This window comes from Serratia sp. CY47444, from assembly GCF_052168635.1.
GTDB classification, from domain to species: Bacteria; Pseudomonadota; Gammaproteobacteria; order Enterobacterales; family Enterobacteriaceae; genus Serratia; species Serratia bockelmannii.
This window is the reverse complement of the sequence record NZ_JBJNMH010000014.1, coordinates 53,266-77,418: the sequence shown is the minus strand read 5'-3', so window position 1 is coordinate 77,418 and position 24,153 is coordinate 53,266. Positions and strand designations below refer to the sequence as shown.

General features: G+C 56.3%; 25 protein-coding genes and 3 tRNA genes. 16 read left to right on the top strand and 12 right to left on the bottom strand.

Annotated features, from left to right (window positions below; genetic code table 11):
- The first annotated feature begins 362 nt into the window (after positions 1-362).
- From ACJ8IL_RS17730 to ACJ8IL_RS17715, 4 genes are read left to right on the top strand one after another with little or no spacing between them, the layout of a single operon-like run.
- A complete protein-coding gene (locus ACJ8IL_RS17730) occupies positions 363-1,310 on the top strand; it encodes a 4-hydroxyproline epimerase (RefSeq protein WP_193402858.1) in 948 nt (315 codons plus the stop codon).
- On the top strand, positions 1,310-2,434 hold the full coding sequence (locus ACJ8IL_RS17725) for an NAD(P)/FAD-dependent oxidoreductase (protein ID WP_167325000.1): 1,125 nt from the start codon (positions 1,310-1,312) through the stop codon (positions 2,432-2,434). The genes ACJ8IL_RS17730 and ACJ8IL_RS17725 overlap by 1 nt, the downstream gene beginning before the upstream one ends.
- A complete protein-coding gene (locus ACJ8IL_RS17720; protein WP_442516707.1) occupies positions 2,431-2,691 on the top strand; it encodes a (2Fe-2S)-binding protein in 261 nt (86 codons plus the stop codon). Before ACJ8IL_RS17725 ends, ACJ8IL_RS17720 begins: the two co-directional genes overlap by 4 nt.
- On the top strand, positions 2,684-3,952 hold the full coding sequence (locus ACJ8IL_RS17715; RefSeq protein WP_025302357.1) for an NAD(P)/FAD-dependent oxidoreductase: 1,269 nt from the start codon (positions 2,684-2,686) through the stop codon (positions 3,950-3,952). Before ACJ8IL_RS17720 ends, ACJ8IL_RS17715 begins: the two co-directional genes overlap by 8 nt.
- A gap of 40 nt (positions 3,953-3,992) precedes the next feature.
- Here the strand turns inward: ACJ8IL_RS17715 and ACJ8IL_RS17710 are convergent, their stop codons facing one another.
- Positions 3,993-4,352: a hypothetical protein gene (locus ACJ8IL_RS17710; protein ID WP_025302358.1), complete on the bottom strand. Its 360-nt coding sequence runs from the start codon at positions 4,350-4,352 to the stop codon at positions 3,993-3,995.
- Between the two features lie 542 nt (positions 4,353-4,894).
- On the opposite strand from ACJ8IL_RS17710, the gene ACJ8IL_RS17705 reads away from it, so the two are divergent.
- Together ACJ8IL_RS17705 and ACJ8IL_RS17700 are read left to right on the top strand one after the other, a co-directional pair.
- The gene (locus ACJ8IL_RS17705) at positions 4,895-5,209 is read left to right on the top strand and encodes a hypothetical protein (protein ID WP_127146676.1); all 315 of its coding nucleotides are present in this window, start codon (positions 4,895-4,897) and stop codon (positions 5,207-5,209) included.
- Between the two features lie 170 nt (positions 5,210-5,379).
- Positions 5,380-5,811, top strand: coding sequence for a hypothetical protein (locus ACJ8IL_RS17700; RefSeq protein WP_025302359.1), 432 nt, complete (start codon positions 5,380-5,382; stop codon positions 5,809-5,811).
- A 17-nt stretch (positions 5,812-5,828) separates the two neighbouring features.
- Here the strand turns inward: ACJ8IL_RS17700 and ACJ8IL_RS17695 are convergent, their stop codons facing one another.
- Together ACJ8IL_RS17695 and ACJ8IL_RS17690 are read right to left on the bottom strand one after the other, a co-directional pair.
- Entirely contained in the window at positions 5,829-6,170 is a 342-nt protein-coding gene (locus ACJ8IL_RS17695) for a GlpM family protein (protein ID WP_025302360.1), read from the bottom strand.
- A 121-nt stretch (positions 6,171-6,291) separates the two neighbouring features.
- On the bottom strand, positions 6,292-6,516 hold the full coding sequence (locus tag ACJ8IL_RS17690) for a DUF2594 family protein (protein ID WP_004927950.1): 225 nt from the start codon (positions 6,514-6,516) through the stop codon (positions 6,292-6,294).
- 702 nt (positions 6,517-7,218) lie between these two features.
- On the opposite strand from ACJ8IL_RS17690, the gene uvrY reads away from it, so the two are divergent.
- The 4 genes from uvrY to ACJ8IL_RS17670 all read left to right on the top strand — a co-directional run bounded on the left by uvrY (position 7,219) and on the right by ACJ8IL_RS17670 (position 10,527).
- Positions 7,219-7,875 carry a UvrY/SirA/GacA family response regulator transcription factor gene (uvrY, locus tag ACJ8IL_RS17685; protein WP_004927947.1) on the top strand — a complete coding sequence of 219 codons (657 nt, stop codon included), beginning with the start codon at positions 7,219-7,221 and terminating at the stop codon, positions 7,873-7,875.
- Positions 7,868-9,700: an excinuclease ABC subunit UvrC gene (gene uvrC / locus ACJ8IL_RS17680; protein WP_442516706.1), complete on the top strand. Its 1,833-nt coding sequence runs from the start codon at positions 7,868-7,870 to the stop codon at positions 9,698-9,700. Before uvrY ends, uvrC begins: the two co-directional genes overlap by 8 nt.
- Positions 9,701-9,758: 58 nt before the next feature.
- Entirely contained in the window at positions 9,759-10,307 is a 549-nt protein-coding gene (gene pgsA, locus ACJ8IL_RS17675) for a CDP-diacylglycerol--glycerol-3-phosphate 3-phosphatidyltransferase (protein WP_004927937.1), read from the top strand.
- A gap of 144 nt (positions 10,308-10,451) precedes the next feature.
- Positions 10,452-10,527 (top strand) — tRNA-Gly (locus tag ACJ8IL_RS17670).
- 148 nt (positions 10,528-10,675) lie between these two features.
- On the opposite strand, the gene ACJ8IL_RS17665 is transcribed toward ACJ8IL_RS17670, so the two are convergent.
- Positions 10,676-10,861, bottom strand: coding sequence for a hypothetical protein (locus ACJ8IL_RS17665; protein ID WP_406903145.1), 186 nt, complete (start codon positions 10,859-10,861; stop codon positions 10,676-10,678).
- A 453-nt stretch (positions 10,862-11,314) separates the two neighbouring features.
- A complete protein-coding gene (locus ACJ8IL_RS17660; protein ID WP_442516705.1) occupies positions 11,315-12,502 on the bottom strand; it encodes an isochorismatase family protein in 1,188 nt (395 codons plus the stop codon).
- Between the two features lie 104 nt (positions 12,503-12,606).
- Between ACJ8IL_RS17660 and ACJ8IL_RS17655 the strand changes: the two genes are divergently transcribed.
- From ACJ8IL_RS17655 to ACJ8IL_RS17645, 3 genes are all read left to right on the top strand, one after another.
- Complete coding sequence (locus tag ACJ8IL_RS17655; protein ID WP_368906567.1) at positions 12,607-13,500, top strand: LysR family transcriptional regulator; 894 nt, start codon at positions 12,607-12,609, stop codon at positions 13,498-13,500.
- Between the two features lie 547 nt (positions 13,501-14,047).
- A tRNA-Cys gene (locus ACJ8IL_RS17650) sits at positions 14,048-14,121 on the top strand.
- 10 nt (positions 14,122-14,131) lie between these two features.
- Positions 14,132-14,217, top strand: a tRNA-Leu gene (locus tag ACJ8IL_RS17645).
- Between the two features lie 178 nt (positions 14,218-14,395).
- Here the strand turns inward: ACJ8IL_RS17645 and ACJ8IL_RS17640 are convergent.
- Complete coding sequence (locus ACJ8IL_RS17640; protein WP_025302367.1) at positions 14,396-15,736, bottom strand: anaerobic C4-dicarboxylate transporter; 1,341 nt, start codon at positions 15,734-15,736, stop codon at positions 14,396-14,398.
- Positions 15,737-15,856: 120 nt separating this feature from the next.
- Here ACJ8IL_RS17640 and ACJ8IL_RS17635 point away from each other — a divergent pair, with 120 nt between their 5' ends.
- The 3 genes from ACJ8IL_RS17635 (at position 15,857) to ACJ8IL_RS17625 (ending at position 17,365) form a co-directional block, all read left to right on the top strand.
- Positions 15,857-16,426, top strand: coding sequence for a PaaI family thioesterase (locus ACJ8IL_RS17635; RefSeq protein WP_442516704.1), 570 nt, complete (start codon positions 15,857-15,859; stop codon positions 16,424-16,426).
- A 140-nt stretch (positions 16,427-16,566) separates the two neighbouring features.
- Positions 16,567-16,848, top strand: coding sequence for a hypothetical protein (locus ACJ8IL_RS17630; protein WP_197780642.1), 282 nt, complete (start codon positions 16,567-16,569; stop codon positions 16,846-16,848).
- A complete protein-coding gene (locus tag ACJ8IL_RS17625; RefSeq protein WP_025302370.1) occupies positions 16,814-17,365 on the top strand; it encodes a hypothetical protein in 552 nt (183 codons plus the stop codon). The genes ACJ8IL_RS17630 and ACJ8IL_RS17625 overlap by 35 nt, the downstream gene beginning before the upstream one ends.
- A gap of 67 nt (positions 17,366-17,432) precedes the next feature.
- On the opposite strand, the gene ACJ8IL_RS17620 is transcribed toward ACJ8IL_RS17625, so the two are convergent.
- From ACJ8IL_RS17620 to ACJ8IL_RS17595, 6 genes are all read right to left on the bottom strand, one after another.
- Positions 17,433-17,702 (bottom strand): hypothetical protein, encoded by a 270-nt coding sequence (locus tag ACJ8IL_RS17620; RefSeq protein WP_025302371.1) that lies wholly within the window; start codon positions 17,700-17,702, stop codon positions 17,433-17,435.
- A gap of 102 nt (positions 17,703-17,804) precedes the next feature.
- Positions 17,805-17,933 carry a hypothetical protein gene (locus ACJ8IL_RS17615; protein ID WP_256376329.1) on the bottom strand — a complete coding sequence of 43 codons (129 nt, stop codon included), beginning with the start codon at positions 17,931-17,933 and terminating at the stop codon, positions 17,805-17,807.
- A gap of 169 nt (positions 17,934-18,102) precedes the next feature.
- The gene (locus tag ACJ8IL_RS17610; protein WP_442516703.1) at positions 18,103-19,731 is read right to left on the bottom strand and encodes a GMC family oxidoreductase; all 1,629 of its coding nucleotides are present in this window, start codon (positions 19,729-19,731) and stop codon (positions 18,103-18,105) included.
- Positions 19,732-19,841: 110 nt separating this feature from the next.
- Positions 19,842-20,768 (bottom strand): LysR family transcriptional regulator, encoded by a 927-nt coding sequence (locus ACJ8IL_RS17605; RefSeq protein ID WP_025302374.1) that lies wholly within the window; start codon positions 20,766-20,768, stop codon positions 19,842-19,844.
- Positions 20,769-20,867: 99 nt separating this feature from the next.
- Positions 20,868-22,370 (bottom strand): glycine betaine/L-proline transporter ProP, encoded by a 1,503-nt coding sequence (gene proP, locus ACJ8IL_RS17600; RefSeq protein ID WP_025302375.1) that lies wholly within the window; start codon positions 22,368-22,370, stop codon positions 20,868-20,870.
- Positions 22,371-22,784: 414 nt separating this feature from the next.
- Complete coding sequence (locus ACJ8IL_RS17595) at positions 22,785-24,152, bottom strand: TolC family protein (protein ID WP_038629170.1); 1,368 nt, start codon at positions 24,150-24,152, stop codon at positions 22,785-22,787.
- Position 24,153: the final 1 nt, after the last annotated feature.

Here is a 24,153-nt window from a genome sequence, read left to right as displayed (position 1 = left end):
AAAAACAGGCGGGCCAGGTTGGCACTTTCGCATCAATATTAACTTTTCTGTAACGAAGCAAGCGCTATTTCCGGCCGGCTGCTAAATATGCGGATTGCCGCATACTTTTGCCGGGCGGTGTTTGGCAGTTGCTTGAAAACTGCGGTGTTTCTCGCTACACAAAGGTTTAGCATGGAAATAACAATATGATAAATAAGTCATTATTATGGCATTCGTTAAGCGTATACCCGCGCCGCGTCAGACCTGACTTTTATCACTGTGCTGATTTCTTCATTCGCCGCGCCGAAACGCATCAAGCCGCCATGCCCACATTCGTTCAGGCTAATGCCATTGGTAACATCTCATTAACTCAGGAGACGCCGATGGCACTTTCTGCGCATATCACCGCTTTGCGGGCGATCGATTCTCATACCGGCGGAGAGCCGACACGTCTGATCGTGGAAGGGTTTCCCGATCTCGGCGAGGGCAGCATGGCGGAACGGCGGGCGCGTTTCGCGCAACATTATGACGATTGGCGCTGCGCGGTGATGCTCGAACCGCGCGGCAATGACGTGCTGGTGGGGGCGCTGCTGTGTCGCCCCTGCTCGCCGCAGGCCACCGCTGGGGTGATCTTCTTTAACAACAGCGGCTATCTGGGTATGTGCGGGCACGGCACTATCGGGCTGATCGCTTCGCTGGCGCACCTGGGGCGCATCCACGCCGGGTGCCATCTCATCGAGACCCCGGTCGGCACGGTAAACGCCACGCTGCATGACGACGGCAGCGTCACGGTGGAGAACGTGGCGGCTTATCGTTACCGTCGCCAGGTGCGGCTTGAGGTTGGGGGATACGGGCCGGTGACGGGGGATATCGCCTGGGGCGGTAACTGGTTCTTCCTGATCGGCGAGTCGCCGTTACCTATCGATAGACAAAATCTGGAGGCATTGACCGCGTTCACCTGGGCGGTGCGGCAGACATTGGAACAGGCGGGCATCTGCGGTGAAGACGGCGGAGTGATAGACCATATCGAACTGTTCGGTGACGATCCGCAGGCCGACAGCCGAAGCTTCGTGTTGTGCCCCGGCAAAGCCTATGATCGTTCTCCGTGCGGTACCGGTACCAGCGCCAAACTGGCGTGTCTGGCGGCGGACGGCAAACTGCCACCGGAAACGCAGTGGCGGCAGGTCAGCGTGATCGGTAGCGAATTCCAGGCCTATTACCGCTGGAATGGCGAACGTATTACTCCTTTTATTCGCGGGCAGGCCTATGTGTGTGCCGATAGCCAACTGCTGCTCGACGAACGCGATCCCTTTGTCTGGGGAATACGCTGATGGGCACCGGACAGAAAGCCGATGTCATCGTGATCGGCGCCGGCATCATCGGCGCTGCCTGTGCCTGGCGGTTGGCGCGGGAAGGGTATCGTGTCTCGGTAGTGGACGATCGTCGCGCCGGTGCGACCGCCGCCGGCATGGGGCATCTGGTATGCATGGACGATAATCCGGCTGAGCTGGCGTTGAGCGCTTATTCGCTGCGGTTATGGCGTGAAGTGACGGGGCGGATGCCGCAAGCGTGTGCCTGGCGCGGCTGCGGAACGCTATGGCTGGCGGATAAAACGGATGAAATGGGCATTGCCGAACAAAAGCGGGCGCGGCTGGCGGAGCAGGGTGTGACTGCGGAACTGCTGACGGCGGAGCAGATCGCCGCCGTGGAGCCGATGCTGCGGCACGGCCTGGCCGGTGGGCTGCGGGTGCCGGCCGACGGCATTGTGTATGCGCCGCTCGTGGCTCGCTGGCTGTTGGACGACGGTAGTGCGGCGATCGAGGTGGTACATGGTGAAGCGACAGCACTGGAGGAAGGGGCAGTGAGGCTGGCGGATGGCAGGCGCCTGGCTGCGCCACTGGTAGTCCTGGCCTGTGGCCTTAGGGCCAATAGCCTATTGCCGCAGGCTTTGCTGCACGCCAAGAAGGGCCATCTGGCGATCACCGATCGCTACCCGCCGCGGGTGCGGCATCAACTGGTGGAGTTGGGATATGGCGCCAGCGCGCATGCCAGCGACGGTACGTCGGTGGCATTCAATGTGCAGGCACGGCCCACCGGACAATGGCTGATCGGCTCTTCCCGCCAGTTCGATGCCGTCGATTCGGCGTTGGACATGCCAGTGTTGGCGGCGATGCTCAAGCGTGCGCAGCATTTCTTGCCCGCACTGGCGCAGATGAACATCATTCGCTGCTGGGCCGGGCTGCGCGCTGCCTCTGCAGACGGGCTGCCGTTGTTGGGCGCACATCCGCGGCATTCCTGGCTGTGGTTGGCGCTGGGGCACGAGGGATTGGGTGTCACAACCGCCCTTGGTAGTGCCGCGCTGATTACTGCGCAGATCGGCCGGCAAACGCCGGAGATTGATGATTCCCCCTATTTGGCGGCGCGCGCGTTTGCCGTCGAGGAGCTGCCTGTATGAATGAAAGACAAAATACGCTCTCGTTGAGTATCGATGGAGAGCACCGGCGGGTGCCGGTTGGCCTCAGCGTTGCTGCGGCACTCAGCCTGTGCGGTGCCGATCGTTGCCGGTTGTCGATTTCACACCAACCACGGGCCCCCTTTTGCGGCATGGGCATTTGTCAGGAGTGCCGGGTGACCATTAACGGTCTGCGTCGCCTGGCGTGCCAGACGCTGTGCCAAGCCGGCATGCGCATCGAGAGGAGCGATGATGAGTAACTTCGACTGTGAGGTGCTGATCGTCGGCGCTGGGCCGGCCGGCATGGCGGCGGCGCTGGCCGCTGCGGAAAGTGGTGGTCAGGTACGAATGATTGATGATAATCCACATCCAGGCGGACAAATCTGGCGCGATGGACCGCAGGTGGCATTGCCTGAAATGGCGAACCGCTATCGGCAGGCGGTGGTGACGAAGGAAAATATTGCGCTGCAGTCCGGCTGCAAGCTGGTGGCGCAGTGTGGCGCTAACCGATTGGCATATGAAGATGCCGAAGGCTGTGGCGTGATTCGCTATCAAAAGTTGATTTTATGCAATGGCGCTCGTGAACTCCTGTTGCCGTTTCCCGGCTGGACGCTGCCGGGGGTGACCGGCGCCGGTGGTCTACAGGCGCAAATCAAGCAAGGGCTGACAATCCGCGGTGAGCGAGTAGTGATAGCAGGCAGTGGTCCACTGCTGTTGGCGGTGGCGAACAGCGTAAAACAGGCCGGTGGCGAGGTGGTGCTGGTGGCTGAGCAGGCACCGCTTTGGCGGTTGGCGGCGTTTGCGGGCGGCTTGTGGCGCTGGCCAGCCAAGCTGCATCAGGCGTTTTCTCTGATGCCGCATCGTTATCGTGCCGGTAGCCGGGTGCTGGCGGCGTTGGGGCAAGACCGTTTAACCTCGGTGCACGTCAATAACGGTGGGCGGCAAAGAACGATCGCCTGCGACAGGTTAGCCTGCGGTTTTGGATTGGTGGCGAACATTGAGTTGGCCATGCTGCTGGGGTGTCGGATAGAACACGGTGCCGTAGCGGTGGATCATTGTCAGCAAACCAGCCAGGCGCAAATTTATGCCGCCGGGGAATGTACCGGCATCGGCGGCAGTGAATTGGCGCTCACCGAAGGCGCCATCGCCGGTTATGCCGCCACCGGTCAGAAGGAAAAAGCCGATTTTATGATGGCGCAGCGGCAGCGGTGGCGGCGTTTCGCCACGGCGACAGCGGCCGCTTTTACGCTCGATGAACGCATGAATTCTCTGGCCAAACCGCAGACGCTGCTGTGCCGCTGCGAAGACGTCGCGCTGGAACAGGTCCGCCATCAGCCGGATTGGAACACGGCTAAGCTAAGTAGCCGCTGTGGCATGGGGGCATGCCAGGGTAAAGTCTGCGCGGCGGCGGCGAGGCAGCTTTTGGGCTGGCCTTTGCCACCGCCGCGTGTGCCTTTAACGCCGGTCAGGGCGGAAACACTGGTTGCGCTGGGGCTAAACCGAAGTGATGACGACGGCTGAATGGATTAGCGGCATGTCACCCTAGGCAAACGCCGCCACATCACCATTGCGGCCAATAGTAGGTTTTCTCTCGCCAACCTTTGCTGTACATACAGGCTTCGATGGTGGCGTTTCGGGCGGACTGATTGCGGTCGGTCTGCACCGTCTTAATCGACGGCTCTTTGTCATAGCGGTATCCCGATGGGCAATCTTTCTTATTTTTCTCGCAAGGGATGTATTTGTTTTCGTAGCTGAACTCCACGTCCCGCACCACGTCCGGCGGAAAACGATCGTAGCCGCGGCTGCGGCATTCGGCATATTCGGCATCCCGGGTACTCTCGACCGCGCCGGGCCTTTCCCATTGGGTGCAGGCGGTCATCATCAAAAGCGGCAAAACAATCAAACAACGGTAATTCTTCATGGTGTCCCTAACTCTTTCTCTGTCCTGAGGCTCTCCGACTAGGAATGTTCCTAACTGGCGAGGTAGGAAAGTGTAATAAACTGGCGGAATAATTGGAAATGATAATGGTTATTGTTTAGGTATGATTGAGGAAGTGCCGCGTTGAGAGAGGATGTGGCACATTGGGGAAGTCTGTAGGGATCTGCGACCACACGACGAAGGTGGGTCGATGTGGTGCTGGTTTTATTCATTCTTTTTATGCCGTAATGATCCGAGCGCAATTGCATCGTTTTGATGAGTGAAATAATACGCATGCTAAGTATATTCTTATCTTGCCTGACTATTATTTTTATTTAGGATATTTACCCATGCCAAGGATTTAATACTCGGTATTAATACTCTATTTTTTTATTTCTGTTTTTTTATTGGGGTTTTATTTCCGGGTTTTTTCTGGGGAAGGCTTTTAGTTACAGGGAATTCATTTGCATTTTAAATTTGGATTTTTTAAATTCATTTTAGAGGAAGGGTAATCGTACGCGACAGCGTCAAAAAAGGAGTTTATTTTGTCTGGGATAAAGAAAACGCCTGAAAGTCATGACGGTTTACCTTCACCATCAGAGGATTATGATACTTTCAAGCACCTCTCCGATGTGGGGGCCGTGTTGGGATATGGGCGAACTCGCTTTTATCAGTGGTGCCGCGGACGCGGATTTCTAACCCCAATGAACGTTCCATCACATGAAATGATCAGCCTGGGATATATGGTGGCGGTGTTATCAGAGACCGGTCATACCCGAGTTTACGTCACGCAGGATGGTTTCAGTTACGTCAGTGGTGCTTTTGCGGCAGATATCCAACGTGGCATGGTCAAGTTTTAAATCTGCAAGAATCGCCTTTATTTCAATAGCTTTAATACAGAATCTTCTTATTCCTGCCGGTTTGTGGGGGAGTGGGAAGTTATCCGATTTTTTCGTCTCTGCAGTATGAATGCTACTGGAGACAGCTATTCTCTTGTTACGATAAGCATTATTTTCTTCAGGAGCCAAGGATGAAGCATTACGCCGCGTTGTTATTTGCCTCTGCACTGTTGACGGGATGTGCGACTCAAGTCGTACCGCCGCAACAGGCTGAATTGCCGCCCCCAAGCCGTCTGATGCTCTATCAGAATATCCCGGATACGCCTTACGCTACGGTAGTGGTGGTGCGCGACAGCGGAATGCTAGCGGGGAGCTGTCGCACCGGCGTCTATGTGAATGGGGAGTTCGCCGCTTCGCTGGGGTCGAAAGAGAAAGCAGAATTTCGCGTGCCGCCAGGCAATATTACGGTCAGTATCGGGCAAGATATGATCGAGAATAATCTGTGTATTTGGCGTGAGACCGGCGGCAGTGTACCGATGACGCTGCGCGCCGGTGAAAGCCGCTATCTGCGTATCGCGGGCGATCGGCAGAGAGGCTTCGTTTTGCAGGCAGGGCGGCCGTAACATTTCCGGCAAGGGCGTTAACGCCCTTGCCACCATCCCCACAGCGTAATGAGTAGCCACGCCGCTGCAATCCAGCACAGTACCGCCGCGCCCAGCGCTAACGACAGCCGCAGACTGTTAATCAGGAAATACAGCGAAATCAAATACACCAGGTAGGGCAACACCGCCCACATACCGAAAATCAGCGTCGTTTTTAGCGCCGCTATTGAACGTTCGCTGCCGACAACATAATGCGCAATCAAAGCAAAAGTGGGGAAGAGCGGGACTAAACCGGCGATATAATAGTTGCGCGTTTTGGCCAACAGGCCAATCAGAACCACGACCAGCGCGCCGATCAGCGCTTTGACAAGGATGCCCATAACGGTCTCGGGTGTGGGGGAAAGTCAACACACTGCCCGAAAGTCTGTGCAAGATCAATGGCGTGTTGCGTAGCGCGGGGAAAAACAGACCCGCATGAAACGCGGGTCTGAGAGGCAACGTTTACTGGCGGTAAGCGTGCTTGATTTGCTGAATGCTGTTCTTGAAGATTTCCGCCTGAGTCGGATCTTCAATCTGGGCAATGAAACGTTCCATGTTGATGATGACTTTCCCGGCGTCGGCCTGGCCGATCGACTTCAGGATCAGCGTCAGCGTAGCTTTGAGGCAGGCAACCTCGGTCGCCAAGATTTCCGGGTTTGCAGACGTAGTGAAATCAACGTTGCTCATTTTCTCTCCTGATTTTTTGAGGCCGTAGCCTGATACAAGCTGCTTTGGCGCACCGCGCGTGGGCTAAACAGTTGTCGCGCGCGGTGGCGAATTTAACTGGGCGCGGAGTATAGCATAGCATGCGTCCATCATCTGCACCGGGCTTGCTCCGGTCACGCGGGTGGGCAACGTTCGCTCATTGCTTGTCCGAATCATCCTCTATCGGCAAGTTATTTCGAGGTGGTTAACAAGTATTTGTCCGGCACGTTATTGTTGAACGATGGGGTTATTATAATTATTTGGAGCGTAGTACACCGATTTTAGCGGCGTTTGCCGGGAATAATAGTTTCGACCGTGGGTTGCCAGACCCGCGTTGGCAGCGGATTTTGCTACGCCTTTAAATATCAAATGATTACAAATAGCCAATAGCCGTGTTAATATTATTCATGTCGTGATTGCTTACACAGATTTCTCACTCGCAGCATGATTGTCGCGCTATCCTGTGTCTGGTACAGCGCCGCGGAATTATTTTCGTCGCCTGATGTTTTCCGACGTGACGATTTATCGGCGGCATAGACGGCTAAAATTGAAAAATCAGCTCTGCTCCGCAAAGTTATTCGAAAGTATGTATTAATCTGTGTTCATTCTTGTCTGAAAAACAAGTAATATCTCTGGCGAAAACAGAGGCCGATTGCGTTACTCCCTTTTTTTGGAGATTTTTCCTTGATTAGCGTTCTTCTTGTTGATGACCACGAACTGGTGCGCGCAGGGATACGACGCATTCTTGAAGATATCAAAGGTATAAAAGTTGTCGGTGAGGCCCAGTGCGGTGAAGACGCCGTAAAATGGTGCCGTGGCAACGCTGTCGATATCGTGCTGATGGACATGAATATGCCGGGCATTGGCGGGCTGGAAGCCACGCGCAAGATTGTGCGTTATGCGCCCGACGTCAAAGTCATCATGTTGACCATCCATACTGAAAATCCTTTGCCCGCGAAGGTGATGCAGGCGGGGGCCGCCGGTTACCTGAGCAAGGGCGCCGCGCCGCAAGAAGTGATTAACGCCTTGCGTTCCGTGCATGCGGGGCAGCGCTATATCGCGTCTGACATCGCTCAGCAGATGGCCTTGAGTCAGCTGGAGCCGCAGGCTGAAACGCCGTTCAGCTGCCTGTCTGAACGCGAGTTACAGATCATGTTGATGATAACCAAAGGCAAAAAAGTGAATGAGATCTCGGAGCAACTGAGTCTCAGCCCAAAAACGGTGAACAGCTACCGTTACCGCATGTTCAGCAAACTGAATATCAGCGGCGACGTCGAATTGACTCACCTGGCCATCCGACATGGATTGTTCAATGCGGAGACGTTGTTAAGCAGTGAATGATCGTTTTGATGCCAAAGCCTTCCTGAGTACCGTCACCAGCCAACCCGGCGTCTATCGTATGTACGACGCCACGGGGACGGTGATCTACGTCGGTAAAGCCAAAGACCTGAAAAAGCGTCTCGCCAGCTACTTTCGGCAGCAGGTCAGCAGCCGTAAGACCGAGACGCTGGTTAAAAATATCGCGCAAATAGACATAACGGTTACCCATACCGAAACGGAAGCGCTGTTGTTGGAACATAACTACATTAAATTGTACCAACCGCGATATAATGTTCTTTTGCGAGACGATAAATCTTATCCGCTGATTTTTCTCAGCGCGGATACCCATCCCCGTTTGGCGGTGCATCGCGGCGCCAAACACGCCAAGGGCGAATATTTCGGGCCTTTTCCCAACTCTTACGCCGTACGCGAAACGCTGGCGCTGCTGCAGAAGCTGTTCCCGATCCGCCAGTGCGAAAACAGCGTGTATCGCAACCGTTCACGTCCGTGTCTGCAGTATCAGATCGGCCGCTGTCTGGGGCCTTGCGTCGCCGGCCTGGTGAGTGAAGAAGAATATCGGCAGCAGGTGGACTACGTGCGGCTGTTCCTTTCAGGCAAAGATCAACAGGTATTGCACCAGCTGATTGCGCGCATGGAAGAAGCCAGCAAACTGCTTAATTTCGAAGAGGCGGCGCGCATTCGCGATCAAATTCAGGCCGTACGCCGCGTCACGGAGCGGCAGTTCGTGTCGGGCGACAGCGACGATCTGGACGTGATTGGCGTGGCGTTCGATGCCGGTATGGCGTGCCTGCACGTGCTGTTCATCCGACAGGGCAAGGTGCTGGGCAGCCGCAGCTATTTCCCTAAAGTGCCGGGTGGTACGGAGATGAGCGAGGTGGTGCAGACCTTTGTTGGCCAGTTCTATCTGCAAGGCAGCCAGGCGCGCACGCTGCCCGGCGAGATCTTACTGGATTTCAGCCTGCCGGAAAAAGACCTGCTTGCGGAATCGCTCTCCGAGTTGGCGGGGCGCAAGATCCAAATTCAAAGCAAACCGCGCGGCGATCGCGCCCGTTATCTGAAGCTGGCGCGCACCAATGCGGCAACGGCGTTGACGACCAAGCTGTCGCAGCAGTCGACTATTCATCAGCGGCTGGCGGAATTGGCCAAGGTGCTGAACCTGACGGAAATCAACCGTATGGAGTGCTTTGATATCAGCCATACCATGGGCGAGCAGACCGTGGCTTCGTGCGTGGTGTTCGACGGTAATGGCCCCGTGCGAGCGGAGTATCGGCGCTATAATATCAGCGGCATCACGCCTGGCGATGACTACGCGGCGATGACGCAGGTGCTGAAGCGCCGTTACGGCAAGGCGCTGGAAGAGAAAAAGATCCCGGATGTCATCTTCATCGACGGCGGTAAAGGGCAACTCGGCATGGCGATCGAGGTATTCAAATCGCTGAACGTCACCTGGGACAAGAATAAGCCATTGCTGATCGGCATCGCCAAAGGCGCCGACCGCAAGGCCGGGTTAGAAACGTTGTTCTTCGTCCCGGAAGGCGAGGGAATTTCTCTGCCGCCGGATTCGCCGGCGCTGCATGTGATCCAACACATCCGCGACGATTCGCACAATCATGCGATTACCGGTCACCGGCAGAGAAGGGCGAAAGTCAGAAATACCAGCGCATTGGAGCTGATTGAAGGCGTAGGGCCGAAACGGCGCCAGGTGCTGTTGAAGTATATGGGCGGACTGCAACCTTTGTTGAACGCCAGCGTGGAGGAAATTGCAAAAGTGCCGGGTATTTCACAAGCATTGGCAGAAAAGATCTACAATGCATTGAAACACTGAGGGCAATGTAGCAACATACTCTTAATTTCCACTCTAGCCAGATAGTTACCGTAGCATTATGCAATTGAATATACCGACTTGGCTTACCCTGTTTCGCGTAGTTCTGATCCCATTCTTTGTGCTGGCGTTTTATCTGCCGTTCAACTGGGCTCCGATGGTTTGCGCCGTTATCTTTGTGTTTGCCGCCGTCACCGACTGGTTTGACGGCTTCTTGGCACGCCGCTGGAAACAAACAACGCGCTTCGGGGCGTTTTTGGATCCGGTCGCGGACAAAGTGATGGTGGCGGTGGCGCTGGTGCTGGTGGCGGAGCACTACCACAGCTGGTGGATCACGCTGCCGGCGGCCACCATGATCGCCCGTGAAATCATCATTTCGTCGCTGCGTGAGTGGATGGCGGAAATTGGCAAACGCAGCAGCGTGGCGGTGTCCTGGATTGGCAAAGTGAAAACCATGGCGCAGATGATGTCGCTGGTGGGCTTGCTGTGGCGGCCGGATCGCTCCGTAGAGTATGTGGCGATTGGTTTGCTGTATATCGCGGCGGTGCTGACTTTCTGGTCGATGTTCCAATATTTGAACGCGGCACGCAACGATCTGCTGGAACCGTGATCGATACGCTGCAAAAATCGGCAAACGATCGTGATGCGCCAACAATTTTATTGACTCATCACGTCAGGTAAGTAGAATGCATCGCATCAGACGACAACGATGAATTGCCGAAAGATAGCAAAGAAATCAGTCAGTTCTGGTAATGCGGGAATAGCTCAGTTGGTAGAGCGCAACCTTGCCAAGGTTGAGGTCGCGAGTTCGAGCCTCGTTTCCCGCTCCAAACATTAGCCTGTTGAATCCTCGTGATTCGGCAGGTATGAGAAAGGGGCTTCGGCCCCTTTTTTGCACTCTAAATCCACTCGCTTGGATCCAGTCCCAGCCAACACTTTTAGTCTATCGATGCGAGCGCGAAGCCTGTGCTGCCGTTTTTACTGTCCGGCGATACCCAGAAGCAGGCTGTTGATGGTGACGATGTTGGCTCGGGGCGGCCTCTGGAAGTGGCCGAAATCCCTATTCAGCAGGGTTTGCAGACCTATGTCGACCTGTGTGAACGTTGGCCGCCGATCGTTCTCAATATCCTTGTCTCGAACACAGAAGATCACTTGCGCAACCATGGTGTCTTCTGGCTCCGGGGAGCGGGTGGCGGCTGTCTGAAGCTTACAATATGAACCCTGTGCCTTTCGTCAATGGTATGAAGCTCAGTATTACTGATGCAGACAACGCTTTGGATCTTGAGTTGGTTCGTGAAGTCGCTCATTATTTCCGATCGAGGTCTGCGGACGCCAATGAGATTATCGCGAACTTTCATGGCGGTGTCGGCCGATGGAGAACGATTGCTGATGCGCTGAGGCTCCCTGCTTGCGGAGGACTGAGTGCGTAACCGATTTGACTTCTTGGTCATTTCGCAATGGGTCCATGAACGGCCACATTATGTCTCAGCAAGCTCTGGGATCAATATTCCTCCTGCTACGGTGAGTTTGGAGGTGACCGTCATTTTATCGCGCCGCTGTATTTAATAAAACGGCGGTGCGATAAACTTCTTCCCTCCAACTTGTCAACGAACGAGGTCAGACTGCGGTTTGAGACGCGGCGGGTACAGCAACCGCATCGATTTCGACCAGCACATCTTGTCGGAACAGAGTTTCTACGCCGATCAAGGCGCTGGCGGATTCATGCCCTTTGAGCCAACGATCGCGGATCTTGCGAATTGTGGCCAACTGATCGGGACGATAATTGCGCACGTACAGCGTCATTCTGACAATATTTTCGGGTGAACTGCCCGCATGCTGCAGTGTGTCGTTCAAATTCTTGAATGCCAATTCCAATTGCTTCTCCAGCCCTAAAGGGACTTTGTTGTCAGCAGTTACTGGGACATGGCCACTGAGAAACAGCAGGCCACTCTGTGTTTGCACAGCGCCGGAGACGCCGGGGATTTTCTGGCCTGGGGGCGTCAGCAGACGTAGCGATTGGACTCTTTCCGGTGCGGGCGCCGGGGCAGTGGTGGAGCTCGCTTTCAGTGCTGTCTGATCGCCGAAAGACAGAGTTTCGATAAACGCTTGTGTCATCATGGCCCAGCCAAAATGATGCACTACGTCGTTCAGAACGTGTTGCTGTTGCTGAGTGGTGAAAGCGGCCGTCGCGTCGCTGAGGATCACTGGCTCATAGCCCAGATCGTGTGCGGCACGTAATGTGGACTCGATGCAGACGTGGGTGGCGTAACCGGCCAGGTACAGCCGGGTAATGCCTTGCCCGCGCAGATAGTTGTCCAAATCGGAGGCGGCGAATGCGCTGGCACCCGCACGCCCGCTGATGACAAACTCATTTGATCGCGGAGCGAATGGTGGATAGAACAGCCAGCCTTTATCCTGTTTTTGCCAGGTGCCGGCTTTGGGGATGGCGCCGCGTAGCCCAAATGGTTTGCGCCCGACTTCACGGTAGTCTGGCGACAGTTGCAGCGTAGCGTGAATGACCGGCATCCCCGCCTGGCGAGCAGCCTCCAGGGCGCGTTTGCCCGCTTCCTGGGAACGGGCGAGCGATCGCTTGTCCTGGATCAAACCATGCAACTTACCTTGCGGATCCAGCCACTCATTGACGAACTCGATCATGACCAGCGCCGCACGCTCTTCTCTCGGCTGCTGTTGCGGTATTAAGTGTTGCGCTGTGGTAGCCACAGCTGCTGCGGCTTGGCTTGCCGTTACAGCCATAGTAGAAAGCAAACATAGTCGCGAAAACAGACCGTTGGTAAATTTCAACATGTTGTATCCCTCATCAGTTAGTGGAGGAATAACTATATGGATGATGAACAGGAATGATAATGCCTTTATAATCAAATTTACTGTGAATTAAGGGAATAATAAGAATGGATCCATTCAGTGATATCAGCACCTTTGTCAGAGCCGCCGAAGCCGGTAACTTCACGCGCGCTGCACGTGTGCTGCGTATTACGCCTTCTGCGGTGAGCAAGTCGGTGGCGCGTCTGGAAGCAGAACTTGGCGTGAAATTATTCCACCGCTCACCGCGGCAGATCACATTGACCGGCGATGGCGAAGTTTTCTTCGACGTTTGCAGGCAAGGCATGACGGCCATTGAAGACGGACGCAGTCTGCTGGGTGGTAGCGCCCAACCGTGGCGCGGAAAACTGCGGATTTGTGTACCGGTGAGTTTTGGTCAATGCGTGGTTGCGCCGGCACTCAGCGAGTGGCTGGTTGCCCATCCGGGACTAGATATCGAGCTGACATTGACCGACCGACATGTTGACATGACGGCCGAACGTTTCGATCTGGCTGTTATGTTGGGCGAAGTGCCGGATTCTCGTCTGGTTGCGCGCGCTTTGCCGCCACATCGTTTCCTGACCGTTGCGGCACCGGCTTATCTGCAGCGGCATGGTGCACCCAGTTTCCCCAGCGATCTTGGCGAACATGCTTGCCTACGCTATATCATGGCCAATAGCGGCCAGTTTCGTACCTGGACATTCTCCCGATCCGGGGAAGCATATCGCCACTTTCCTATCGGACCACTGGCCAGCGATCACGTCGCCGTGCTGCTGGCATTGGCCGAAGGTGGGCAGGGCATTCTCCAGGCGCCGCATTACGTTGTGGCACCGGCGTTAGCTGCAGGTAGGCTTGTCACCGTGCTGAACGAGTTTGACAGCGTCGGCGCGCCGTTGTCTGTAGTGTATGAAAAGGCGCGTCATGCTTCTGCCCGAAACAGACTGGCTGTCGATTTCTTACTCGAACTCGGTAGCCGGCTTTAGCCGACTTGATGTATCTGTCGAACGATGCGGCAATCGCTGTCAGGGGCGAGGAATTGCGGTCAGGGAAAGCAGAAGGTGTGACGGGCAGATAGTCTGTCTCACTGTTGCCGGCGACTCTATGCGTGTGGGCCGAAGATTGCGCGATGTCCCCATGATGATGTTTTACATGATATCCCATCATCATAAGCAGGTGAAAAGACGGAGAGGGGGAGGTAAGCGATTCCTGTAGAGAAAAAAAGATCCGATTTGCCCGTGAACTCCCGAGCCGACGCATATAAAATCAACATTCCGCTTGCCTTTCCGTCGGCATTGTGAACAGTGCGCCCACAAAATAAGCAGTTGAAAGCGTTAGAGAACTTTTTGCTATTTCGGGGGGTTGCCAAGGTGGGGGGTTTAGTCCATAATGCAGTCCATCGATTCGGCGGTAACGAAATAAATTACTTAAGAATCAGATGATTAGGATAAGCGATTTCAACATCGCCAACCAAAAGAACAAAACGAAGTGGGTGAATCACCGGCTTTGGCCTGAAAAGGCAAACAGAATAAAGGCGCGTTAACAAAGCGGTTATGTAGCGGATTGCAAATCCGTCCAGTCCGGTTCGACTCCGGAACGCGCCTCCAACTTTCCCGAGCCCGGGTGGTGAAATCGGTAGACACAAGGGATTTAAAATCCCTCGGCTTATGGCTGTGCGGGTTCAAGTCCCGCCCCGGGTACCAGGGAATAAAAATACCGAATAATCAAAGCAATAAGTAGTAATGTCGTAGACCGCCGAGAGGCGGTTTTTTTGTTTCTGGAATTCGCATTACACCTGCATTCTGCCCTTTCTTGCCATACCCTATCCCCATGGATTGTCATCCTGCTTGCAGGGAGCCCCGCAGGGCTCCGAAGTACAACTCATAAGAAACCGAACGCCGCGGCGAGGATCCAACCGAAGACGCAGGAGACGCTGACGCCGATCAGGCCGGGCAGAATAAAGCTGTGGTTGATCACGAAGCGGCCGATGCGGGTGGTGCCGGAGCGGTCGAACTGGATCGCCGCCAGATCGCTGGGGTAGGTTGGCAAAATATAGTAGCCATAGCAGGCCGGCGCCGAAGCGACGATATAGGCCGGGTTGACGCCGATTGCCAACGCCACCGGCACCAACGCCGCCAGTGCGGCGGCCTGCGAATTGACGAATTTCGACACCAGCAGCAGGATCAGCGCATAGGCCCAAGGGTACTCTTTCACCAGCACGCCCAGCGTGGCTTCTATCTGCGCCAGGTGCGCGCCGAACATGGTTTCCGCCATCCAGGCGACGCCATACACCGCCACGATGGCGATCATGCCGGAACGGAACACCTCGTTTTTAGAGATAGACGCCGGGTTGGTGCGGGTAATGATGACGATCAGCGCCCCGGCCATCAGCATACACATCTGGATCACCAGGACCATGGAGAGCGGCTTGCCACCGAAGCTGGGCCGCAGGTCGGAAAAGGCTCCCAGCACCGCCACCAGGGCGATAGTGGCGAGGAAAATCCACATGGCGATCCAGTTGCTGCGCGGTAATACCCGGTCCAGCAGGGTGGCGGCGTCGCCATAGACGTAGCGATGGTTCTCCGGCACCGAGATGAATTTCTGGAACTCGGGATCTTTGTCCAGGTCTTTGCCGCGGAACCAACTGAAGATGCCGATCGCCAGAATGCCGCACAGGGTGGAAGGTATGGTGATAGACAGCAGATCGAGGAATTCCAGATGGCGGCCATTGAAGGTGTAGCTACTGAGCATCGCCACCAGTGAAACGACCGCCACTGAGACTGGGCTGGCGATAATGCCCATCTGCGCGCCGATCGAGCTGGCCGCCATCGGCCGTTCCGGGCGGATGTTATTTTTGATCGCCACGTCATAGATGATTGGCAAGATGGTGTAGACCACATGGCCGGTGCCACACAGGATCGTGAGAATGCAGGTGACGAACGGTGCGATGATCGAGACATAACGCGGGTTGCGCCGCAGCATCCGCTCGGCGATCTGCAGCATGACGTCCAACCCGCCTGAGGCCTGCAGGGTGGCGGAGGCCGCCACCACCGCGATGATCACCAACATCACGTCTACCGGCGGTTTGCCGGGCTGCAGGTGAAAGCCGAACACCAGGATCATCAAACCGATACCGCCCAGTAACCCCAGCGCAATGCCGCCCTTACGTGCCCCATACAGCAAGCATGCCAATATAACCGCTAATTGCAGAAAGAAATCCATGATAGATACGCCTTAATAATGTTGAACTTAACTGCGTTCAGTTTCCGGCGGCGTTTACAGCAGAAAGTTGTTTTAAATCTAAAGGCACTAAAAAACTGTGGTTATTAACTCTAAAGAGTGATGGCGGTCACGTTCAGAGAATCTGAAGAGCAGGCGGCTGACGACATCAGCACGAAAAAGCAAGTCAAGAGGTCAGACCTCTTCTATATAACCGGTTCACCACCAGAGGAGAGAACAATGGATCCGACAAAAATGACGGGGTTGGCGTTATTACAGGCTGCGATGGCCGGCAAAATTCCACCGGCTTCAATCGCTGAAACGGTGCCCATGAAACCGGACGCGGTTGAAGAGGGGTATATCCGTATTGTGGCGCGAGCAGACGGGCGCCATCTGAATCCGTTGGGGGGCGTACATGGCGGTTTCGCCGCTACGGTATTGGACTCGGTGACCGGTTGCGCGGTGCACAGTACGCTGGGCGCAGGGATTGGTTATGGCACCGTCGATCTGCAGGTTAAAATGTTGCGCCCGGTGCCAAAGGAGAGTGATCTGATCGCCGAGGGGCGTCTGGTCTATGCGTCGAAAAATGTCGCTTTCGCCGAAGGCACGCTCAAAACGGCGGAAGGGAAGCTGCTGGCCTCGGCAACCGCCACGTGTTTTATCATTCGTCCTACCGATCAAGCCCCGCAATAACCTGCCTTTATCGGGCTTCGGGCTATCAACCCGGGGCCTGATGCATTTCTCTTCGGCTGCATACCTTGCTGCGCTACGATGACAGGCGCGATACGCCATTGTGGTCTAGTATTCTTGGGTAAAAATTTATCGGGGTGGTTATGCAGCCGTATAAAGAGGTTGAGTTTGATCATGAGCTTTGTCTGGCGATCGGCAAAGCCGTATTAGGCGTGGTGGCGCAGGGGGAAGAAACCAGCGCTCCGGCGGTGATGAACGCGATTGAGCGCTCGGTGGAACAGGGGCTGAATGACGACGAAACCGCCATCGCCGACGACGCTCTGGATTTGATGGCTCGTCTCATCCACGGCTTCAGGTTCATTAATCTAGAGGGTGAAGAGGACAGTCCCCATGCATTGGTTGAATTTCAAGCGCTACAAGAGTGACGTTGCCAAACAGGCCGTGCCGCCGCATTTGAATGCGGCCGAATTTGCACGGCATTACGCCGATAAGCCGCAAACCGATACGGAAGAGTATCTTTCGCTCAGCGGGGAGATGTGCTGGGATGCGGTGGTGCTTTGTGCTCACCGTTCTGGCGCGCTCAGCAAGGCGAAATACAAGCAGTTGTGGCAGACGGTGTTCGATAAGCAATACAAACATTTCGTTAGCCCGGATGATACCGAGATCCGCACTATGGCCGATATGCTGCGCGCGCCGCAGGGATGTTTTATCGGCATATTCTCCCTGCGCGACGCGGCTGCGCCCCGTTTGCTGCATGCCATGATCGGTACCGGTGCGGGATTTGCCGCAGGCAATAAAAATCTTTGCATCGGCGTGGGGGGCGCGGTCGGCTGGGAAAATCTCAATCTGGCGCGCGATCTGCGCTGGCAGCCGGAAGGCGGTTTTTTACGCCAGGGTGATAACGAAGTGCTGCGCATTTTTTATCGGCCTTTCCCCGCCTGAGCCGGTCCGGATGCTTTTAGAGTAAAAAAACCGCCGTCTGGCGGTTTTTTGTTGGCGCGTATCCCCCTTATTTAAACCCGCCGTTGCGAATGAATTCAAGGCCGGCGGCGGTGATCCGCGTTTGATGCGGGTCGATATCATAGTTGTTCTCGTCGATGTCGCTCATCACATAGGCCTGTATCAGCCCCTTGGTTTTGAGATAGGCGAAGGGATCGGCGAAGGCGTGCGGGCTGGTGGCGTCCTGCTTCCACAGTTCGTAGGTTTTCTCATCCAGCGTGCCGGGGTGATTGGCGGCCAGCCGGGTCAGGATTTGATTGTAGAATCCATAGTCGGTCATGATGCGGTCCTCTTTATCGCGCGCGACAGTCTCGGAAAATGACGTAACGTCTTTCAATCATAGCCGATGTTTGCTCGCTGCCTGCGTTATCGCGAACCCAGGTTATCCACGTTGGCTTTCGAACCAGTGAAACAGGCGCGAAATGGTGAGGCTGAGATCGCCGATGTTGAAGAGCGCGCCGAGCCATAGGGTTAGCATAACCAGGATGCCGATGATGACGGGAAGATCCATTTTTCCCATGAGAATGTTTTGCAGAGGTGACGGTGGCCACGAGGGTAACATCGTTTCCCGGCAGGATAAAATGTGCCGCCGTTATTTCGATTGTGCCGCTGCGGAATGGCGAAGGCCGGCCATCAGGATGACCGGCCGGGTTTCAACAGCCTATCTTGCCGCCAAACGGTCAGGCGTAGTGTCGGGCGATATGCTCGGCGGTGGCGATCGTCGTCACATTAGTGGCGACGGAGGGAACGTCGGGGAAGATGGATGCGTCGACGACCCGAAGCCCGTATACGCCGTGTACGCGGCCCTGAAGGTCAACGACCGCCTTCGGTTCGCCGGCATTTCCCATCGGCGCGGAAGAGGTCGGGTGATGATAGGTATCCAACGTCGCCACCATCGAGGCAAGAATGGCCTCGTCGCTGTCTGCAGCGGGCGCAAGCTCGCTGTGGATAAGCGTAGACAGCGGAGCGGTTTGCCCTATTTTTCGCGCCAGTTTAACCCCCTCCAGCAAGCGAACGCGGTCGCTCTCTTGCGCCAGGAAGTTAAGGTCAATGTGAGGGGCTGCCGCTGGATCGCGGCTTTCCAGCCAGACTCGTCCGGTGGATTGTGGCCGAGTCAGCGCCACCGCCAAGACAAAACCGACGCCGGTAGGGCTTTGGTCATGAGGAAACAGATGCGTCGCGGTAATGTGCAGATCGAGCTCTCCCGGTTCCGCCTGGCTGCTGTGGGTCCACAGCTTGGCACCGATAACCGGCGATTGGCTGCCGATGACATCGGGGCGGGCGGCGTAGGCATTGTAATAAAAGGGGTGATCGACCAGGTTTTCGCCGACGGGGAGATCGGCGACGACGGGGATCCCCAGACGCTTCGACTGTTGCGCAGGCGCGATGCCGGATCGCATCAAAACGGCGGCGCTACCGTAGGTTCCCGCGCTCAGGATCACTTCAGCGGCATGGATTTCTTCGCCGCTGGCCAGGCGGACGCCGATCGCGTGCTGCCCGTCAAATATCACGCGGTCGACCAGCGTATCTGCACGGAGGGTAAGATTGTCTCTGGCGCGGGTTTTCTCATCCAGATAGGCCATGCCGGTGTTAACGCGTACGCCGTTGACGATATTCATCGGGTAGGGGCCGACGCCATTGGCTGAAGGGCCATCAAAATCGTCAATCGCGTCATAGCCGTTGGCGCGCGTGGCGGCGACGAAAGCGCGTTGCATTGGCGTGATGTCATCCAATGTGAGTTGCACGACGGGAAAAGGGCCGCTATCGCCATGGATTGCGCGGTCGTGCAGGCCATGACGAGTCTCCAGTTTTTTGAAGGCGGGCAGCAGGTCCTGATAGCCCCATCCCGGCAGATCCCAGCGGTTGAAATCTTCCGGACGGGCGCGGATCGCCATGGCACCGTTGACGCCTGAACTGCCACCCAAGACTTTACCGCGGATAGCGCCGATCGCGTGGCTGACATAGCCGGGTTCTGTCCGGTATCCCCATTCGAACTCCGGGTTGCCATTGGCGCCGAGGACGTCGCTGTCCGCGATGAGGCGCGGATAATCGTAGGGCGCGTAACTGTGCCCGGCTTCTAACAGCAGGACCCGGCGCGCAGGGTTTTCGCTGAGGCGAGCCGCCATCACCGCGCCGGCGGAACCGCCGCCGACGATGACTACGTCGAAAGTAGGGGATGTCTCTCTGGTCCGTTGGGCCGGTTGTGATTGCGCCGATAATGCGGAAACCGATGTGGAAGCGCCGAGCGTGGCGGCGGCTGAAGCGACAAGCGTTTTTGATATCAGCTGACGGCGTGATAAGTCTTTCATGGCAGAGTCTCCAGAGCGGGCAGAAAGTGTGTGTTCTGCAGACTAAAACCCTGAAGCACAAGCAACAAGCAGGCGAAATTCGAACCTCGGGTTCGCGTTCTGCGAACCTTTCAGGTTGACGTCAGGAAAGAGGAGAGTGCGGTTTCCCAACTGGGCGTATGGCCAATGTGTTCACTCAGAAAGTCCACCAGCGCCTTGATCTTGGGGGATGCGCGTTTTGAACGGCGATAGACGGCGGAAATGTCGCCGCCGTCGGGTGAATAGGCGGCCAACACAATGCGCAGTTCCCCCGCGCGTATCGCGTCGGCGGCGATAAATGCGGGCAGGATGGCGAGGCCCAAACCGGCTTTAGCCGCCGCCAACAGGTGAAAAGCGTTATCGGTGCGCAGCCGTTTACCGATACGAAACGACCGGATTTCGCCCTCGATGGGGAGCTGCAGCATGCCGGTCGGTTCGCGCTGAATATACAGCAACCCCTGGTGCTGTTGCAGGTGTTGCGGGTGCATCGGCGTGCCTTTCTGGGCAAGATAGGCTGGGCTGGCGCAAATCAAATGGCGGTTGGCGCAGATGCGCTGCGCGATCAGGTCGGAATCCGCCAAGGGGCCGATACGGATGGCGACATCGAAATTCTCCTGATTCAGATTGGCCAGGCGATCGCTGTACTCCACGTCCAGATTGAGGCTCGGGTACTGTGCCATAAAGGTGGATAACAGCGGTGCCAGATAGCGGATGCTGAACGCCATCGGCGCGGTTAACCGCAGCGGGCCCTGCAGTTGGCCGTGCAGTGTTCGCACCGACTCTTCGGCATCACTCACTTCGCTTAATATGAGAACGGCGCGCTGATAGAACAGGTGGCCGGCGTCGGTCAGCCCAAGCGTTTTCCCGCGTTCGAACAGCACAGTCCCAAGGCGCGTCTCCAACTGCTGGATGCGTCTGCTGACCACCGACTTGGTGGTGCCCAAGCGGCGGGCGGCGGCGCTGATGTTGGCGGCCTCGACCACGGCGATATAGGTCGCCATCTCCTGAAACTGATTCATTCATCTCTCCTTCGGCATCCGCCGGGTCAAGTTACCACTCTCTGCACGCCAGGCAAAAAAAACCACCCGGATGGGTGGTTTTTTGCTTGTCAGAGCGAATCAGTCCAGTTTGGGGTGCTGGTCGATCAGGATCTGTTTTTTCTTTTCCAGTTCGGCGATCTGCGCGTTGATGTCCTCGACTTTCTGTTCGATGTTGTCGTAGGTTTCCTGCAGCAGCTCTTTTGCCTCGGAGCGGTCAGAGGCGGCCGGCGTCGCGCCGCGCAGCGGCTTGTTGGCGGTTTCTTTCATGTACAGACCGGTGATAAGACCGATCACCGCAACGACCATCAGGTAGTAGGCCGGCATGTACAGGTTGCCGGTCGCTTCCACCAGCCAGGCGGCAACGGTCGGCGTCGCACCGGCGATCAGTACCGAAATGTTGAACGAAATCGCCAGCGCGCTGTAACGGATGTGCGTCGGGAACATCGCCGGCAGGATGGAGGCCATCACCCCGGTGAAGGAGTTGAGCAGCACCGCCAGCACCAGCAGGCCGACGAAAATCAGGCCGATGACGTTGCTGTTGATCAGAATGAAGCACGGGATCGCCAACGCCAACAGGCCGATGCTGCCACCGATAATGAACGGCTTACGGCCGATGCGGTCACTGGTCAGGCCGATCACCGGCTGCACGAACAGCATGCCGATCATGATGGCGATGATGATCAGAACGCCGTGATCTTCCGAGTAGTGCAGGTTATGCGAGAGGTAGCTCGGCATATAAGTCAGCAGCATGTAATAGGTCACGTTGGTGGAAATCACGATACCGACACACACCAGCAAACTTTTCCAGTGTTTGGCCGCGATCTCTTTGAACGAGGTCTTTGGCGGATTTTCGATGGCGTTGCGATCCTCTTTCTCCATCTTGTCCACGTGCTGCTGGAACGCCGGGGTTTCTTCCAGCGCATGGCGCAGGTAGAGGCCGATCAGGCCGAGCGGCGCGGCGATGAAGAACGGGATACGCCAGCCCCAGTCGAGGAAGTTGGCTTCGCCGACGATGCTGGAGATCAGCACCACTACGCCTGCGCCCATCACAAAGCCGGCGATGGAGCCGAAGTCCAGCCAGCTACCCATAAAGCCGCGTTTGCGGTCCGGCGAGTATTCGGCGACGAAGATCGCCGCACCGGAATATTCACCGCCGACGGAGAAGCCCTGCGCCAGTTTGGCCAGCAGCAGCAGGATCGGGGCCCAGATGCCGATCGATGCATAGGACGGGATCAGGCCGATACAGAAGGTGCTGACCGCCATAATGATAATGGTGACCGAGAGAACCTTCTGGCGACCGAACTTATCGCCCATGGCACCAAAGAACAGACCGCCGAGTGGACGCACCAGGAAGGGCACGGAGAAGGTTGCCAGTGCGGCGATCATTTGCACGCCGGGAGAGGCGCCGGGGAAGAAGACCTGGCCAAGCGCATAGGCGACAAAGCCGTATACGCCGAAGTCGAACCACTCCATCGCGTTACCCAGGGCCGCCGCGGTGATCGCCTTCTTGAGTTTGCTGTCATCGATGATGGTGATGTCGTTAATGTGCATCGGTTTATGTCGTTTTTTTCTTAACTTCATATAATCATCCCTTAATGAATTATTCGTTGTTCGTGAAAGCGTAATCTCCGTTCACTGTTGTTTTCGAGTTATCAAATCGGCTAATCGAATCGCGGTTCAAGACGATTCATTATCCACATTTAAGTTGGGATGTGGATCACAAAATACCGTCGTTTATGCCGAGGTTATGTCATTTAGGTGACTAATTATTTTGCATCTATAGCTTAACGTTATATCTTGCGGCGATCAAATCCAGCAGTTTAACTTAAGTGTTTGCACCGATTTGGTGCGAGAATGGTCTAATAAATGTGCGATTTGACGATTTTTCGTCTAATTGGTCATGTTTTAAGTATAGAGAGTACGGGAGATAAAACAGGAAAAATTGATGTGTTTGCCGTCAAAAAAACGCCTGACCCACTGGCCAGGCAGTTTGGATTAAGGTACCGATGAACCGCCGAATTCGAGATAGATTTTCGCCAGATTCTGGTACTGCGCGAAGCGGTTTTCATCCACCGACAGTTCCGCCTGACGGCGTTGTTCCTGAGCATTCAGCCAGTCGGTAATGGTGACGGCGCCCTGTCGGTAACGCACCTCGTTCAGCCGTTCCGATTTACGCGCCAACGCTAATGAGGCGCGCAACTGCGTCTCCTGCGCCAGCAGCTGCGTGCGCAGTGACAGCGCGTTGTTCACATCGCCCATCGCTTTGTACAGCGCCTGCTTGAAGGCCAGAACTTGCTGTTCATAATCGTTGCGGGCGATCTTGATCTCCACGCCCATTTGCCGCCACTGCAGGAACGGCAGCGTCAGGCCGGCGCCGAGGCTGCCCGTCGGGTTGCGCAGGAATTCCAGCAGCGCGCCGCTGCTGGCGCCCAGTGAACCGGTCAGGCTGAACGCAGGATAGTATTGCAGACGTTTTTCATCGACGTTGGCCAGGGCGGCGCGCAACCGCAGCTCTTGAGCGCTGAGATCCGGGCGACGGCTCAGGACGCTAGCGGGAATGCCGGTGTTGATCTGCGGCATCGCCGTCGTCGGCAGGCGCACGGGCGCGATGGTGGCCTGGCCTGATGGCGCGCCCAGCAGCACCGCCTGCTCGTTCAGCGCCTGTTGACGATCGTGTTGTAACGCCAGCAGGCTGCGTTCCTGCGCCAGCAAGTTTTGTTCCGCGTTCACTACGTCCAGCGCCGAGATGCTGCCGGCCTGATAACGGGCGTTGGCCAGCCGCAGCGTCGTTTTGGCATAGGCGATGCTCGCCTGGCTGACGCTGATTTGTTGATTGAGAAAACCGATGCGCCAGTAGTTGGTGGCGGCGTCGGCCAACAGTTTCAGGCGCGCCGCCTGCAGATCCTGCACGGAAGCCTGGCTGCTCCACTCGGCGGCGTCGCGCTGGCGCGCCAGCTTGCCCCACAGATCGACTTCATAGCTGGTGGTGAGCGACGCGTTGCTGGTTTTATTCCACGCGGAGGACTCGGACAGCGGGCGATTGATACCGCTGCCTAATGAGGCGCTGATGCCGGGCGCGGTGCTGATGCCGACGCGTTCCGCCTCGAGCTGCGCGCGGTAAACGCGCAGTACGGCGGCGGCCAGATCGTTATTGCTCGCCATCACCTGTTGCAGCCAGCGATCGAGCTCAGGATCGTGGAAATCGCGCCAGTCGAACGGCGTGGGCGCGGCGTTGTGGGCGTCGTGCTGCCAGCTCGTCGGATAGTTGACCTGCGGCGCCCGGTAGTCGCTTTTCAGGGCGTTGCCGCAGCCGGCGGTGAGCAAGGCGACGAGGCTTAGCGCCAGGGGAGATAAAATTTTCATG

Coding starts and splice junctions, on each gene's coding strand:
- ACJ8IL_RS17730 (WP_193402858.1), top strand. CDS start 363: ATGGCACTTTCTGCGCATATCACCGCTTTGCGGGCGATCGATTCTCAT.
- ACJ8IL_RS17725 (WP_167325000.1), top strand. CDS start 1,310: ATGGGCACCGGACAGAAAGCCGATGTCATCGTGATCGGCGCCGGCATC.
- ACJ8IL_RS17720 (WP_442516707.1), top strand. CDS start 2,431: ATGAATGAAAGACAAAATACGCTCTCGTTGAGTATCGATGGAGAGCAC.
- ACJ8IL_RS17715 (WP_025302357.1), top strand. CDS start 2,684: ATGAGTAACTTCGACTGTGAGGTGCTGATCGTCGGCGCTGGGCCGGCC.
- ACJ8IL_RS17710 (WP_025302358.1), bottom strand. CDS start 4,352: ATGAAGAATTACCGTTGTTTGATTGTTTTGCCGCTTTTGATGATGACC.
- ACJ8IL_RS17700 (WP_025302359.1), top strand. CDS start 5,380: ATGAAGCATTACGCCGCGTTGTTATTTGCCTCTGCACTGTTGACGGGA.
- ACJ8IL_RS17695 (WP_025302360.1), bottom strand. CDS start 6,170: ATGGGCATCCTTGTCAAAGCGCTGATCGGCGCGCTGGTCGTGGTTCTG.
- ACJ8IL_RS17690 (WP_004927950.1), bottom strand. CDS start 6,516: ATGAGCAACGTTGATTTCACTACGTCTGCAAACCCGGAAATCTTGGCG.
- pgsA (WP_004927937.1), top strand. CDS start 9,759: ATGCAATTGAATATACCGACTTGGCTTACCCTGTTTCGCGTAGTTCTG.
- ACJ8IL_RS17665 (WP_406903145.1), bottom strand. CDS start 10,861: ATGGTTGCGCAAGTGATCTTCTGTGTTCGAGACAAGGATATTGAGAAC.
- ACJ8IL_RS17660 (WP_442516705.1), bottom strand. CDS start 12,502: ATGTTGAAATTTACCAACGGTCTGTTTTCGCGACTATGTTTGCTTTCT.
- ACJ8IL_RS17655 (WP_368906567.1), top strand. CDS start 12,607: ATGGATCCATTCAGTGATATCAGCACCTTTGTCAGAGCCGCCGAAGCC.
- ACJ8IL_RS17640 (WP_025302367.1), bottom strand. CDS start 15,736: ATGGATTTCTTTCTGCAATTAGCGGTTATATTGGCATGCTTGCTGTAT.
- ACJ8IL_RS17635 (WP_442516704.1), top strand. CDS start 15,857: ATGGCGGTCACGTTCAGAGAATCTGAAGAGCAGGCGGCTGACGACATC.
- ACJ8IL_RS17630 (WP_197780642.1), top strand. CDS start 16,567: ATGCAGCCGTATAAAGAGGTTGAGTTTGATCATGAGCTTTGTCTGGCG.
- ACJ8IL_RS17625 (WP_025302370.1), top strand. CDS start 16,814: ATGCATTGGTTGAATTTCAAGCGCTACAAGAGTGACGTTGCCAAACAG.
- ACJ8IL_RS17620 (WP_025302371.1), bottom strand. CDS start 17,702: ATGACCGACTATGGATTCTACAATCAAATCCTGACCCGGCTGGCCGCC.
- ACJ8IL_RS17615 (WP_256376329.1), bottom strand. CDS start 17,933: ATGGATCTTCCCGTCATCATCGGCATCCTGGTTATGCTAACCCTATGG.
- ACJ8IL_RS17610 (WP_442516703.1), bottom strand. CDS start 19,731: ATGAAAGACTTATCACGCCGTCAGCTGATATCAAAAACGCTTGTCGCT.
- ACJ8IL_RS17605 (WP_025302374.1), bottom strand. CDS start 20,768: ATGAATCAGTTTCAGGAGATGGCGACCTATATCGCCGTGGTCGAGGCC.
- proP (WP_025302375.1), bottom strand. CDS start 22,370: ATGAAGTTAAGAAAAAAACGACATAAACCGATGCACATTAACGACATC.
- ACJ8IL_RS17595 (WP_038629170.1), bottom strand. CDS start 24,152: ATGAAAATTTTATCTCCCCTGGCGCTAAGCCTCGTCGCCTTGCTCACC.